The organism is Paenibacillus sp. OK060 (assembly GCF_900101205.1).
Taxonomy (GTDB): Bacteria; Bacillota; Bacilli; order Paenibacillales; family Paenibacillaceae; genus Paenibacillus; species Paenibacillus marchantiae.
In genome coordinates, this window is record NZ_FNFR01000001.1 from 833,686 (window position 1) to 848,737 (window position 15,052).

8 protein-coding genes are annotated in these 15,052 nt (G+C 45.1%); 7 read left to right on the forward strand and 1 reads right to left on the reverse strand.

The window, feature by feature from the left end:
- The first annotated feature begins 153 nt into the window (after positions 1-153).
- From uvrA to BLS14_RS03810, 6 genes are all read left to right on the forward strand, one after another.
- Positions 154-2,646 (forward strand): excinuclease ABC subunit UvrA, encoded by a 2,493-nt coding sequence (uvrA, locus tag BLS14_RS03785; RefSeq protein WP_371121283.1) that lies wholly within the window; start codon positions 154-156, stop codon positions 2,644-2,646.
- A 27-nt stretch (positions 2,647-2,673) separates the two neighbouring features.
- Complete coding sequence (locus tag BLS14_RS03790) at positions 2,674-4,203, forward strand: MDR family MFS transporter (RefSeq protein WP_063563535.1); 1,530 nt, start codon at positions 2,674-2,676, stop codon at positions 4,201-4,203.
- Between the two features lie 66 nt (positions 4,204-4,269).
- Positions 4,270-5,025 carry an SDR family NAD(P)-dependent oxidoreductase gene (locus tag BLS14_RS03795; protein ID WP_063563536.1) on the forward strand — a complete coding sequence of 252 codons (756 nt, stop codon included), beginning with the start codon at positions 4,270-4,272 and terminating at the stop codon, positions 5,023-5,025.
- A 474-nt stretch (positions 5,026-5,499) separates the two neighbouring features.
- Positions 5,500-6,297 (forward strand): sulfite exporter TauE/SafE family protein, encoded by a 798-nt coding sequence (locus BLS14_RS03800; protein ID WP_072732657.1) that lies wholly within the window; start codon positions 5,500-5,502, stop codon positions 6,295-6,297.
- Positions 6,298-6,486: 189 nt separating this feature from the next.
- A complete protein-coding gene (locus tag BLS14_RS03805; protein WP_072732658.1) occupies positions 6,487-8,871 on the forward strand; it encodes a polyprenyl synthetase family protein in 2,385 nt (794 codons plus the stop codon).
- A gap of 200 nt (positions 8,872-9,071) precedes the next feature.
- Positions 9,072-11,711 carry a PAS domain S-box protein gene (locus tag BLS14_RS03810; protein ID WP_072732659.1) on the forward strand — a complete coding sequence of 880 codons (2,640 nt, stop codon included), beginning with the start codon at positions 9,072-9,074 and terminating at the stop codon, positions 11,709-11,711.
- 108 nt (positions 11,712-11,819) lie between these two features.
- Here BLS14_RS03810 and BLS14_RS03815 read toward each other — a convergent pair whose 3' ends face one another.
- Complete coding sequence (locus BLS14_RS03815; protein ID WP_072732660.1) at positions 11,820-13,586, reverse strand: ABC transporter substrate-binding protein; 1,767 nt, start codon at positions 13,584-13,586, stop codon at positions 11,820-11,822.
- 147 nt (positions 13,587-13,733) lie between these two features.
- On the opposite strand from BLS14_RS03815, the gene BLS14_RS03820 reads away from it, so the two are divergent.
- Positions 13,734-14,954, forward strand: coding sequence for an MDR family MFS transporter (locus BLS14_RS03820; RefSeq protein ID WP_063563541.1), 1,221 nt, complete (start codon positions 13,734-13,736; stop codon positions 14,952-14,954).
- The last annotated feature ends 98 nt before the right edge of the window (positions 14,955-15,052 follow it).

Below are 15,052 nucleotides of genomic sequence, written 5' to 3' on the forward strand. Positions count from 1 at the left end.
CCTCTTAAGATGACATATATCTTGATTATCGAGATATTAGATTAACGAGATAATAAATTTTGGAGATACTAGATTGACGTATGATTAATTTAAACTTATTTTAACGAACTCTGTACTTATTTGCAAAGGGGACGATCGATTTTGAGAGAAACAATGATGATTAAAGGAGCACGGGAGAACAACCTAAAGAATATTTCACTTTCGATTCCGAAGTATAAGTTGGTGGTTCTAACGGGACCGTCCGGCTCCGGCAAATCCACGCTGGCAATGGATACCCTTCAGCGAGAATGCCAGAGACAATACATGGAATCGATGGGATTAACATCGGATTCGATCAGCAAACCGAAAGTGGAGTCCATCACAGGTCTTTCTCCATCCATCAGCGTAGGACAGCACATTACTAATCGGAATCCACGCTCAACAGTAGGAACAGTGACAGACATTTACACTTACGTTCGTTTCATTTTTTCCAGACTTGGGGAGCGTATATGTCCATCCTGTAATGGCACCATATCACCATCGTGGGAAGCGGCTGGTCATTTAACCGAGGAAGACGAATACATGGGTCATCAGACTATACATTGTCCACATTGCAATGCCGTGCTTGAGAAGTTGGGCATGTCACACTTTTCGTTCAACAAACCGGAGGGTGCTTGTGATGTATGTAGTGGGCTTGGTCATGTGGCATCAATCAACGAAGCGGCTGTATTCAATCCTGAGCTTAGTGTGCGGGATGGAGGTGTTGCTTCGTTAAATGGTGTGCATCGGGATATCCAGATCCGAATTCTGGTTGCAGCTGGACAGCATTTTGGATTCGGATTCGATCCGGATCGTCCATTGAAGGACCTTGGTGAAATCGAGCGCGATTTGCTGTACTACGGCGTCGAGAGCGAAGCGTTTAAGCAGCATTACCCTAATATCAAGCCCATTCAGGGAACCAAGTTCGAAGGTGTGATCCCCGGATTGTGGAGACGATATAAAGAAAAGGAAGGAGAAGGTGGCGGAACGGAAAAAGACGGACGTTTTTTTCATCAACAGCAGTGTCCTGAATGTCAGGGTGCTCGTTTGAAAAAAGAAATTCTTTTGGTAAGCGTAGCTGGCGCATCCATCTCCGACGTAACCAACTGGTCATTCAGTAAAGTGCTGGAATGGACGGTAGGCCTACAAGAAGTGATCTCACCCGAGGCACATCACCTGCTTGATCCAATCCTTCATGATCTGCCCACCAAGTTGAAACGCATTATGGATGTTGGACTTGGCTATCTCTCCATGGATCGTCAGACCGTAACTTTATCTGGTGGTGAAGCTCAGCGATTACGACTTGCATCGCTTCTAGGCTCTGGTTTAACGGGCGTATTGTATATTCTGGACGAACCGACGACAGGGCTTCATCCGAAAGATACCATTGGCCTGATTCGCGTACTTCAGGAGCTTCGTGATCTGGGCAATACGATCCTCGTCATTGAACACGATATTGAGATGATGCGTGCTGCTGATCATGTGATCGACATTGGACCTGGTGCTGGAGTCAATGGAGGGATGGTTGTTGGTGAAGGGAGCCTGGAGGATTTAATGGCAAGTGAGCTTTCGGTTACGGGAGCTTATCTGAGAAATGAATCTGTGGCTAGTCCTTCTTATAACCGAAGAACAGGTACGGGGCAGCATCTTGCCATTCGGGGAGCGCATTTGCGCAACATTGATATTCCGGTTGTATCTTTTCCATTAGGCACGCTGATCTCCGTAACGGGTGTTTCAGGGTCAGGCAAATCTACGCTTGTATTTGATATCCTCGCACAGGGAATGGAATCACTTCAGAAACCATCAGGTTGTGAAGAGATAACAGGGTTGGAGAACGTAGGTGATATCGTTATTTTTGACCAAACGCCAATGGGCAGAATGCAACGGTCGAATGTTGCCACCTACACAGATGTATTTACGCACCTGCGCCAACTGTTCGCTGGTTTGCCAGATGCCAAGGCACGAAAGCTTACTGCGAAGCATTTCTCGTTCAATACACCCGGAGGGCGCTGTGAAACCTGTCAAGGCCTGGGAGTGTTGTCTGTGGACATGAACTTCCTGCCTGATCTGGAGGTAACTTGTCATGACTGTAAGGGCAGACGATTCATGGATGAGGTGTTACAGGTTCAATACGAAGGATTCTCGATATCCGATGTACTGAATATGTCAGTAGCCGAAAGTCTGCCTGTCCTGAAAAGTCAGACCAAAATCGCCGATCTCGTCGAGATGTTGTGTGAAGTTGGACTTGGTTATCTCCAATGGGGGCAATCCGTCAAAACATTGTCAGGCGGTGAGGGTCAACGGATCAGGCTGGCAAAAGAGCTGAGTAAAAAGACCAAAAAACACACGCTCTATCTATTGGATGAGCCAACAACCGGCCTTCATCCGTCAGACATCAAGCAACTCCATATTTTGCTGGATAAGCTGGTTGAGTCGGGGAATACCGTTGTCGTTGTAGAGCACAGTCTGGAATTGATTCGGGAATCCGATTGGGTTATTGACATTGGCCCAGAAGGTGGCGCAGCGGGTGGTGAGCTAGTAGCCGAAGGCACGCCGGAGCAGGTGGCGGAGGTCAGAGCCTCCCATACAGGACAATTTTTGAAGCGTATATTAGCCGAGGGGCTTTAATCAGAATGGATAAGGGGAAAAATAATCATGGTAAAAAGCAATAAATTAGGCGTTATTCTTGCAGGCTTGCTGCTTGCCATTCTCATGGCTTCGATGGATAACACCATCGTAGCCACTGCAATTGGTACCATTGTGGGTGATCTTGGCGGATTTGATAAATTAATGTGGGTCACCTCTGCCTATATGGTTGCGGAGATGGCGGGTATGCCGATCTTCGGTAAACTATCGGATATGTATGGCCGCAAGCGATTTTTCATTTTTGGAATCATTGTATTTATGATTGGTTCTGCATTGTGCGGGACAGCGGATTCTATCATTCAGCTCAGCATTTATCGTGCGATTCAAGGAATCGGCGGCGGAGCGTTGATGCCGATCGCATTTACCATTATGTTCGATGTCGTTCCCGCAGACAAACGGGGTAAAGTGGGGGGACTATTTGGTGCAGTCTTTGGTTTATCCAGTATTTTCGGACCACTTCTCGGAGCCTATCTCACTGATTACATTCATTGGTCCTGGATTTTCTATATCAACCTGCCACTTGGTCTGATCGCCTTTGTCATGATTGCATTCTTCTATAAAGAATCCGTAGAGCATTCCAAACAGAAAATTGACTATTTTGGCGCATTCACACTGGTAGCTTCCATCGTGTGTCTCATGTTTGCACTTGAACTTGGAGGCAAGGAATATGCCTGGAATTCCAGTATGATCGTGGGTTTGTTTGCCTCGTTCGCCGTGCTGATAACTGCATTTGTGTTCATAGAGCGGCGTGTGGCAGAACCAATTATTACATTCAGCATGTTCAAAAACCGGCTGTATTCCACGAGTAATCTAATGGCTATATTTAGCGGTGCAGCCTTTATTACAGCTTCCATCTATATCCCCATTTATATTCAGGGCGTACTTGGTGGATCAGCTACCAACTCCGGTCTGGTTCTGCTGCCGATGATGCTTGGATCAGTTGTAACAGCTGCGGGTGGAGGAGCCATGCTTACCAAGCTCAGATACCGCTCCATCATGTTACCCACACTTGCGCTGCTGGTCATTGGTATCGCCTTGCTGACAACGTTAACGACGGATTCCTCCCGATTTATGGTGACCATTTTCATGATTCTGGTTGGTCTGGGCATTGGGTCTTCGTTCTCTGTATTGAGCAATGCAGCCATTCACGGTTTCTCAGCAAGACAGCGCGGTTCTGCCAGCTCAACCCTTAACTTCAATAGGGAACTCGGTATGACGTTGGGAATTACGGTATTTGGTATCGTACAGAGTCACGTATTTGCAAGTAAATTGGTTTCCTTCTTTGGAAATAGTAATGGTAGTGAGCAGGGTGGTGGCGTGAATCTGAGTGATCCTAGCTTAGTCCTAAAACCGGACACTCGTGCTGATATTCCTGCGCCAATGTTGGATAAGATTACAGAAGCATTGTCCTCATCCATCGTTCATACGTTTGCCTGGGCCATCATTCCGGCCGTTATTGCTCTATTGGCTGCTTGGTTTATGAGTAAGGAAAAATTTGACCCTGCATCCGAGTCAGATGAATATTTAGCTTCACACTAGCAAGACTATGTAATGGATTTGTGTGCACGATATGACAATATGTTCTTATCAAAGGAGACCTACGTTATGTCTGAACAAAATGGAAAAGTAATCATTATCACCGGCGGAGCGAGTGGTATTGGTAAAGAAACAGCGCTTCAGCTTTCGGATCTGGGTGCAACGATTGTTGTAGCAGACTATAACGAAGAGGGTGCCAAAAAGCTTGCATCTGAGATTGAAGCAGGTGGTGGCACAGCCGGAGCATACAAAGTGGACGTGTCTAAAGGAGACGAGATCAAAGCCCTGATCGACTGGACCGTAGAGAAATACGGAACATTGAGCGGTATTTTCAACAACGCGGGCATTGGACTTGTGAAGCCATTTCTGGAGATGGACCCGGAATCCTATCACAGAGTAATCGATGTTGACCAACACAGTGTGTATTACGGCATGTATTATGGCGCCAAAAAAATGGTTGAACTGAATGTACAAGGCACCATCGTAAATACAGCTTCGATCTATGGAAGTATTGCTGCGGTGGGAAGCTTTAACTACAATGCAGCCAAGGCAGCTGTCGTGATGATGTCCAAATCCGGTGCTTTGGAACTTGCCGAGCATGGCATTCGTGTGGTTGGTGTAGCGCCAGGCTTTATTGAGACACCGATTTTGGGTGATGACAGAGCGATGAAAGATGCGCTTGCCACCCAACATATGCGCGGAGAGCTCATTCAACCGGAGAAAGTTGCGAGTGTTGTAGCCTTCCTGTTCAGTGACGCTGCCAGTGCAGTGAATGGTACAACGGTTGCGGTAGATGATGGATTCCTCAGCTTCAAAACAAAATAAGATTTGAGCAGTAAGGTAGTGCAGTCCGTCTCTGAAAAATAAAAGAAAAAACGGTGCAGAACGAATAAATCGTTCTGCACCGTTTTTTTTGCAATCAATATAAGAAGAGTATTTATTATGAAAATAATTCTATATAGTCATCCCGGGAGTTCAGAGATCATGATACAATAAGCAGGCATGCGTCTTTTATCATTTTGTGGTGTCATAGACAATACGCACACCGAGAGAGCCATAGCTCTCTTCTTTGTAGTGACATTGGGAGCATGTTTTTGTAGCGCATAACGCATCACTGTGAACTTGTAATTTTTCGTTGCACTGCGGGCATTTATTTTCAAAAAGAGTCTTCAACACGTTAAACATGCTTAATCACTCATTTCGGATTAATTTACTTGGTTTTTATTATAGCCGATTATTTTAACTGCGTATACTGTTTTTTGCATCATTTTTTACACCGCAAGAAAGGAAGAAAAACCGATGGATACTCTGCTTTTTGTCATCATGTTTATACTGGGTCTGGTCGGTTCCTTCTTCTCCGGTTTGTTGGGTATAGGTGGAGCCATAATTAATTACCCGCTGTTGTTGTATGTACCTTCTCTCATGGGGCTGGAACCATTCTCGGCACATGAGGTGTCGTCGATCAGCATGTTTCAGGTGTTTTTTGCCTCGCTCGCTGGTGTGATTGCCTACATTAGAAGAACAGGGAACGGGAAAAAGAGCGAAGTTCTCATTCATAAAGGTCTGGTGGCTTACATGGGCTCCAGTATTCTGGTCGGCAGCCTGATTGGCGGCTTCATATCCGGTCACCTGAATGGAGAAGTCATCAATCTGATCTATGGCATTCTGGCCATTATCGCGATTGTACTTATGCTGATTCCGGGTAAGGGAACAGAAGGCTCGGCTGAACAGGTGACATTTAACACATATGTTGCGGCAGGAGCAGCTCTTGCCGTAGGGATCGTCTCGGGAATTGTTGGTGCGGGTGGTGCTTTTATATTGATTCCGATCATGCTCACCGTGCTTAAGATCCCTACCCGGACTACCATTGCTTCTTCGCTTGCGATTGTATTCATCTCCGCCATTGGTGGGGTGGTGGGAAAAATTCTGGGTGGGGACATTCCGTTGGAGCCCATCATTTATACGGTTATCGGGAGTCTGCTTGGTGCTTCACTTGGTTCCAAAGTGAGTTCAATGATTAATGTGAGACTTCTTAGGTACGGACTGATGGTTCTTATCGCCATTACAGCAGTGAAGGTATGGTCTTCGATTTTGTAAAACCACATAGGATTGAAGCGTCCATGACGATTTCGTAACCAAACGGATGGAATGCCGTATAAAGGTTATGAACATGAGCTGGCGAATTTGTTGTTGCATGAATTCACATCAGTTTTCGTCCATGGAGCACCCTCAAACTCCTTTCATGGATACATGTTTAACATTATGAGAAGTTGAGGTATCCATCCTATGAATAACGTACTCACAGATCAGGCTGATGCAGGATATCGGTTGGCTGAGCAGAAGGCAGCTCAGTATTTTACTTCTCTTCATGAACAACTTCTGAATAACACGTATACCACTGCACTTACGCAAGATATTCACTTGTGGCAAAAAAAACATATTCAACCTTTTTCCTGGTTATCTTTTTTATCACCAAGTCAAAGAAAACCGGATTCCCGGGATGCTCATAGATATATCCATTGGCTTAATGTTACAGGCAAACTGGATGATTACTTGGATCGCAGTATTTCTTACATTTATATGCGAGATCTGGGCAAAGCCCTGGACTCCTTGGATACCCAAGCACGCATTCAGCGTGTCGCTCAGGATACCAAAGCGTATTTTATGCGTTCAAATACAACCCACCGCAAGGGAAGCCCGGATTATATCAGTCTGGCCGCTTTGTATCGCTGGGCCCAGAAGGAGAACGTGGAAACAGCTGTTATCTGGGTCATCAGCAAATTGAAAAATGTTGCTTCCAATATTCCCAAAGAACTGGATGCAGAACAGGCACAGCGCAAGCTGCTCAAGATCATTCTTGGTGTTGTTCTGCATGTGAACGATGATATGAATGATGAGACTCCCCAGGTAGAACGTTCCGAGAGGCTGGACGCTGCGATTAGGCTCGGTTATTCTTACGGATTGACCTATCCATTTATTGATGACCTACTTGATTCGCAGGTGTTGACTGCGCAAGAGAAGGAACAGTATTCTCTCTTAATTCGCAATGCGCTTCTCACCGGGATTGTGCCGGATATCGGCGAATGGAAGGGAGACAATCTCAAAGTCATTCAATATGTTCATGCCGAGCTGCGTGATGCGTTCGAGTATATCAAGAACTACCAGCGCCCTGAGACGCAGCGCACATTCTTCGAGCAATCCTATGTATTCTTTCAATCTCAGGAAATAGACCGTGCCAAGAAACTATCGAACGCGAATTATTCTAATGAAGAACTTTATATTCCAATCATTATTAAATCCTCATCCTCCAGACTCATTGTTCGTTCCGTGCTCAGTGCATCTGCGGATGAAGGTTTTGATCTGCGGACATTCTACTATGGCATTTATAATCAGCTCGCGGACGATTTCGCTGATATGTTTGACGATATGGAGGAGGAGGCAGTAACTCCTTATACTTACTATCTGAAGTATCGTGACCTGCGGCCCGATCTGATCAATCCGTATGAACTATACTGGGCGGTTATCTCTTATCTGATTCATGAGGTGTACCATTCAGATGCGAAGACCCGGGAGGTCATACTGGATCGGGCTATTAATGGTCTTAAGCGTTGTAGAGAGCGTTTGGGTCAAGAACAATACAACGAAGTGATGAACATCTTTGCCTCCGGACAACCTGAATTCAATCGCCTCATTCAGCAAATGGTGCGAAAAGCCGATGATGTGGATTTCCTGGATAAATTGCTGCGGGATCAGGTCATCCTTCAATTGCAGAATGACAAGCAGGAAAAACAGGATTTTCTGGATACGATTCGCACGGTTCGTGAACAGATCAATATTGAATTGCAGATATCCAAGCCGGGTGGACTTCCGGAGATGAAAGGCACACTTATTGATGCAGCGAATTACAGTTTACAAGGAGATGGAAAACGGCTAAGGCCGATCCTGACCTGGGTGATGGGTGTGCGTGAATATGGTCTGCATGAATCATCTATCATTCCTCTTCTAAGATCACTGGAATACATGCATACGGCTTCACTGATCTTTGATGATCTGCCTACCCAGGATAATGCTTCGACCAGGCGGGGGCGCTCTACCTTACATCAGGTGCATAACAGCGCAACAGCAGAATTGACAGGTTTATTTCTCATTCAAAAAGCCATTGGCGAGCAATCTTCCCTCAATCAGTTTGATGCCGCAACCGTGCTTACCCTGATTCAATATTCCGCTGAAAAAGCAGAAGATATGTGTATGGGACAGGCGATGGATCTGAATGCCAAAGGCAAAGCATTGACCCTGGAACAATTGAACATGATCTGTTTCTACAAAACAGGTATTGCTTTCGAGGCTGCACTTGTGATGCCAGCCATTCTGGCTCAGGTGAAGGAAATGGAGATTGCCTCCTTAAAGAAGTTTGCGTATCATGCGGGTATCGCCTTTCAAATTAAGGATGACCTGCTGGACCTGGAAGGGGATCATCGGGTACTCGGTAAGCCGGCAGGTCAGGATGTACGGAACAACAGCTCAACCTTTGTATCCATTCTGGGTGAAGATGGCGCGAAGAAAGAGATGTGGGAGCACTATTGTCTCGCAACCGATGCGCTGAACGAAATGCCGAAGCCGATTTCTTTTCTAAGACATCTGTTGGATTACATCATTGGACGGGAGCGGTAAAATCGTTTCTGACTAAAACCCATTCCCATGTTCAACATGGTTTATATGAAATGAAACAAAGTTGCCTGGATTCCATGCGAATAGAATCCAGGTCTATTCTGCTTTAATGACACAAACGTTTAGAAAATGAGATGTTTCAACAATTAAAAATTCGGGTATTAAGCAAATATTGTGTTTATACACCAAAAGGAGAGCTTAAGATGCAGGTTCAAAAGGTCGATCATCACGAATTGTTTGAGCAGATTTATAATCAAGCACCTATTGGGATTGCACTTGTTGCTCCAACAGGACAGTGGATGAAAGTGAATCCTGCTTTTTGCAGTATGCTGGGTTATACAGCTCAAGAATTAATCCATCTTCATTACCAGGAGATCACCCATCCCGATGATTTAGCACAGGATCTGATGTACGAGCGCGAACTGTGTGAAGGTAAATTGAGTGAGTACAAATACGAAAAGCGTTATATTCAGAAAAATGGAGATATTTTATGGATATCGCTGCATATATCATTGGCTCGAAACGAGGTCAGCGGTGAACCGTTGTATTTTATTTGCCACGTTGTAGATATTACGGATCATAAAACAACCGAACTAAAACTGCTTCAAACGGAAGAAATGTTCAAACTTATTTCTGATAATGCACAAGAAATCATCTATATTGCGACCATTGACGGGATTTGTCGCTATTGTTCTCCTTCCATTTATAATCTGCTTGGTTATTCACCAGAAGAGGTGGTGGGCAAGAACAATACCGCTGTTTTCCACTCGCAGGACCTGGAACGTGTCTCGCAAATCGATTTGAGCACAGGTCATATGTTGAATCTGCAGGCTCGCCATAAAGATGGGCATTCTCTTTGGTTTGAGACCACCTATAAGGTTATCGGGGAGCCTGGACAAGAACAACAAATCCTTGCCATTGGTCGCGATATATCGGAGAGAAAGAAACATGAGGAAATTAGTGCAGAGGCTGAACGGATAGCCATGATCGGCAGTTGGGAGTGGAACATGCTGAGTGGCCATGTTTCCATGTCCGATCAGATATACGAGATGTTTGAAATTGATAACAACAAGCAGTATATGGCTAGCGATATCTTTGCATTCATGGAACAGGCGGAGGAGCAGCGGTTGAAGGACTGTATTGAATGGGTGAAAACAGGCCAACCGCTTGATTTTGAATATCGGCATTTGGGCTCGGCTGGTAAAGAAAAGTATATTCATCTGCGAGGGTTAGTTACTTTTAATGAGCATCAACAACCGATTCAGCTGAACGGAACTTTGCAGGATATTACGGAGCGTAAACTCGTCGAATTCAAACTTCAGGAATCGGTGGAACGTTATACTTCACTCAAAAAATATAATCATGATGCCATCATTTCTTTTGATATGGACGGCAATATCATAAATGCCAACCCGGTAGCTATGAAAATGACTGGATGCCCGGTTGTGGAGATGATTGGAACAAGTATCTGTCGGTTTATCGGACCTTACCATCTAGGGTTGATTCTCAATAGCCAGTATGAGATGGCTGAAAAAGAAATCAATGCCGTTCAGCACGTAAATGGTTCAGAGACAGAAGTTTTGGCAACGCTTGCGCCAATCATTATTAATGAGAAAAACGTAGGGTTCTACCTCATTGCCAAAGATATAACAGAACAGAAAAAGCTTCTTGTAGCCAAAGAGACTGCCGAACGAATGAATAAGGCCAAAAGTGAGTTTTTGGCGATGATGAGCCATGAGATCCGTACACCTATGAACGGCGTGATTGGGATGACGGATTTGCTTCTGGATACGCCTGGTCTTAGCGGAGAACAAAAGGAATACATTGAAATCATCCAAAAAAGTGGGGATTCGTTGCTTGCGATTATCAATGATATTCTGGACTTTTCCAAAATAGAGTCGGGTAAAACCGATCTGGTGGATGAGCCCTTTGATCTTAAGGAAATTGTGACAGAAACGGTTAATATCGTAACGCCAATGATTCGGGAGAAACAGTTGGATCTTCGTTTAAGCCTGGATGACGCCATTCCTGTTCCTTTGTTCGGAGATGCTTACCGTCTAAAACAGGTCCTAACCAACATTATTGGTAATGCAGTAAAGTTCACCCCGGAAGGCAGTATTGAGATCGAGGTGAAGGTTACCGGACAAGAATACAATGACGTTCAATTTCAGTTCAAGGTGAAGGATACAGGGATTGGAATTCCAGTGGAGAAAAGAAAGCATTTATTCGAAGCCTTCTACCAATTGGAGAATTTCATGACGCGCAAGCCTCAAGGTACTGGACTTGGACTGGCCATCAGCAAGAAGCTTGTAGAGCTTATGCACGGTGATATTTGGATTGAAGAGTCCGACGATCCGGGGACTACATTTATGTTTACGGTGTCGTTTAAAGCCAGCAACATGGAGGAATTCAACAGATACGATTTACAACAGAAAAAGAATAAAACAGATCAACTTCGAATTCTAATTGCCGAGGACAATGAGGTGAACCAGCTTGTTCTGCGTCGGATGATTGAGAAGAAGGGACATCTTGTCGATTATGTAGTGAATGGAATAGAGGCAGTGGAAGCTGTCAAAAGAAGTGCGTACGATATTGTGTTTATGGATGTGCACATGCCTCGACTGAATGGATTCGAAGCGACCAAAGCCATTAAGGAATTAATGCGGCCAGAGGCATGCCCTTATATTGTTGCGGTTACTGCGAACGCAGTTCGTGGGGATATGGACAAATGTCTGAAGGCTGGAATGGATGCGTATGTAAGCAAACCAATTAAAAGTGAATCCATTATGCAAGTGATGGAGGAATTCTACAAAATAAAGAAATATCCCACTACTTACAATTGAATTCAACATTCCGTAGGAACGGATTCTTGATTGGCAATGGAGCCGCTAACTTATCCATGGATAAGTTAACGGCCTTTTTGCTATTGTCCCATTCCGGGAATGACTAAATTACTGATTTTTGATCCATAGTTTGGAGATATCCATAAACCCAAACTCAGCGGTATGAAGGCCAAAGAGACTTTGATTAAGCAGGGCTTTTTTATTCATGTGGCAGCCGTACAATATCCAGCAGTTATCGCGAAGCAAATCCTCGGCTTCATTGAGCATCACAGACCTTTGCTCTTCATTCTGCTGAAGGAAATTCTCCATCTTTCGATAAAATATGGACTGTAAATCGGGTGATAAACAAATATGAAAATAGTTACGTTTGTTGATGAAAAAATTAATCATGCCAAATTGCCAGTCATCTTCCAAAACTTCTTCTGCGATAATCAAGTCGGCTTCGCTTGTTTCTCTCACATTGGGAAATTCAACGAAGGGTTGCAACTCAATACATAAACCGATGCTGGCTCCGCGTTGTTTAAGCCATTCTGCTTCTTTTTGATCTTTAGCTACAGTATAAGCAAGTATGATCTTTTCTCCCTGGTATCCGCTGCTGTACAGGAGCTCACGGGCATCCTCAAGTGAAGACTCGCGCCAAGCATGCTCTGCGCTTTTCCAGGGAAGAAAGCTGTTTGCCGGTGTAATTCGATTGCTGCCAAGTTCCCTCACCAAAGCGACTGGATCGAAAACAATGCGCATGGCTTGCCGAAATTCCAGTTGATGGTGAATACCGGCTTTACGAAAATTAATCAGCATATATCGGCATCCTGTTGCTGGATAATCAACACTGTTGCTCCCCGTATCGTCTGTAGCCAATTTAAGTCGGTCTGTTCCTGGTAACTCATAATGACGTTCATAAGGACCCAGATTGGGCACAAACCAGATATCTACTCGATCCAGATGAGGACGGATTCCATAATAGGCATCGAATGCGCTTATGATCAACACCGTTTCATTTATTTCATTGATCCGAAAAGGTCCGGTACCGATTAATTGTTGGGTTACATCGACATCATAGGGGAGAATCGTCATGGAGACACAACTAAGCAAGTGCAGAAAGAAGCGATTAGGCCGACTTAGATAAAAACGAATGCAGTAATCCCCGACAACTTCGGTACACTCAATATCCCGGTACAGCCAAATGAATGGACTGTCTACAGTACGCAAGCGCTCTAATGTAGCTTGCACATCCCGGGATGTCATTACCCGACCATGGTGGAATCGCACACCTTTGCGCAGATAGAAAATCCAAACTCTTTGATCCTCGTTGTACTCCCACATATGCGCCAGATCCGGCAGGAAGGTTCCTGTTTTGGCGTCATAGGTGATTAGCGTGCTGCATACCTGCCCAAGCAGATAGGTTTCAAAAGCAGTATACACAAAAGCAGGGTCCAGCTCTGCCAACCTTCGTGACCTCACCATGCGAAGCACGTCCTGACCGGAAGAGCTCTCGGCATGACTGTGGAATCCCATCTGCTTGTTCAACGAATTCAGCAGTCGCTCCCGGAGAGCATCATTCTTCTCTGTGCTGCCGATCAACTCGATCGCTTCCTTCATTTTGCCTCTGCCCATGAGCTCCAAAAAACTCTCCTCGAGCGCCTCATTCACACTGCGCAGCAATGTCATCTCAGAATGATGACCCCGGCCACGCCCGGGCTGCCAGTGTATAAAGCCTTGTTCCTCCAGCTTGCGCAGAATAAACTTCACGTTGCGTGGAGTACAGCATAGGGCAGCAGAAAGGCTCTCAATCGTTACCGGAACCGCTTCATGAAATTTAAGAGAAAGTTCTTTTGCTGTGGTAAGCCGCAGATAATGGGTTGTTGCTGTATCCATATGAAGTGCTCCTTCTTAAAGGGTGAAATGTGCTCACGTTTTCTTACACTTTTATTTCCCCCTTTTATCCATACAATTATACATAAAGGGATAGGACAAAGGTAGCCCATCTGAGACAAAAACATCTAGAACAGGAGAACCATACGCATGAAGCAACATTTACGTCAAATTCACCCTTTAGCTTGGACCATCATTGTTGGAACGATGTTTGGACGTCTTGTTACGTCCATGAGCATCCCGTTTTTATCCATTTATCTAACTCAGGTACTGGGAGCTACACCCACACAGACTGGAATTACCGTCGCGGTCAGTTCTCTGGCGGGGGTCATGGTCAGCTTTTATGGAGGTTATATTTCCGATCGAATCGGCCGCAAAGTGGTCATGATGGTCTCCGTATTTGGCTGGGCCTGTGTTTTCTTCATCTTTTCAGCAGCTGAGCATCTGTGGGTATTTTTTGTAGCCAATACGTTAAACGGTTTATGCCGCGCCGTGTTTGAGCCCACGTCACGTGCACTTCTCTCGGATATTACTCCACCGCAAAATAAACTGCTTGTCTTCAACCTCAGATATGCGGCCATTAATCTGGGGGTTGTGTTTGGACCAATTATTGGTCTTCAGCTTGGATCAGCGGAGTCTACGTTTCCGTTTATGATCTCCGGGTTGGTATATATCGTTTACGGCCTCGTTTTGTTCCTGCAATTTCGATTGCAACGCGCAAATCTGCCGGAACATGTTCAGGTCAGTGCACCTCGTTTACGAGATGCACTCGCTACTACGGGACGCGACCGTGTATTTTTGCCAGTACTTATCGGGACTACGTTTTGCGTGCTCGGGTATGGGCATTTTAGCTCAACCCTGGCTCAGTATGTGGCCCAGAATCCTCTTTTTGAACATGGAAGTCAAGTGTTTTCCTATATGCTTTCACTCAATGCGTTGACTGTGCTTGTAATCCAATTCCCGATTGTGCGGGTAGCCAGCAAATTCCCGCCGGTTGTGCCCCTCATTCTTGGAAACGTGCTGGTCGCAACAAGCTTGTTCCTGTTTGGCATAGCTGAAGGCGTTATGCTGCTGATGATTAGTGTCATTCTGTTCACCATTGGGGAAGTGCTCATGTTCACCATGATGGATGTGCTGATTGACCGTATTGCCAAACCTGAATGGAAAGGGACCTACTTTGGCACAATTGGATTCAACAACTTGGGAAGCGTCATGGCACCGATTCTTGGAGGGCTCCTATTAACTCAATATGGGACGGGGAATGGCCTGTTCGTTTTTGTACCGCTGGCACTGACCACTGCACTTGGACTGCCTTTTCTTATCGTAGCGCATAAACGCCTTGTCGTCAGGGAGAGGGAGGTTAATGTTTAATCTCAGAGAAATTCCCTATCTGGGTTATGATCGTTGAAATCACAGCATATGATGTTCAGTGATATGAAGAAAATAACAACTAAGTTAATATTATCTTG

Bases quoted from the DNA above. Each gene is read 5' to 3' on its own strand.
- BLS14_RS03820 (WP_063563541.1), top strand. From the start codon at position 13,734: ATGAAGCAACATTTACGTCAAATTCACCCTTTAGCTTGGACCATCATT.
- uvrA (WP_371121283.1), top strand. From the start codon at position 154: ATGATGATTAAAGGAGCACGGGAGAACAACCTAAAGAATATTTCACTT.
- BLS14_RS03815 (WP_072732660.1), bottom strand. From the start codon at position 13,586: ATGGATACAGCAACAACCCATTATCTGCGGCTTACCACAGCAAAAGAA.
- BLS14_RS03795 (WP_063563536.1), top strand. From the start codon at position 4,270: ATGTCTGAACAAAATGGAAAAGTAATCATTATCACCGGCGGAGCGAGT.
- BLS14_RS03810 (WP_072732659.1), top strand. From the start codon at position 9,072: ATGCAGGTTCAAAAGGTCGATCATCACGAATTGTTTGAGCAGATTTAT.
- BLS14_RS03790 (WP_063563535.1), top strand. From the start codon at position 2,674: ATGGTAAAAAGCAATAAATTAGGCGTTATTCTTGCAGGCTTGCTGCTT.
- BLS14_RS03805 (WP_072732658.1), top strand. From the start codon at position 6,487: ATGAATAACGTACTCACAGATCAGGCTGATGCAGGATATCGGTTGGCT.
- BLS14_RS03800 (WP_072732657.1), top strand. From the start codon at position 5,500: ATGGATACTCTGCTTTTTGTCATCATGTTTATACTGGGTCTGGTCGGT.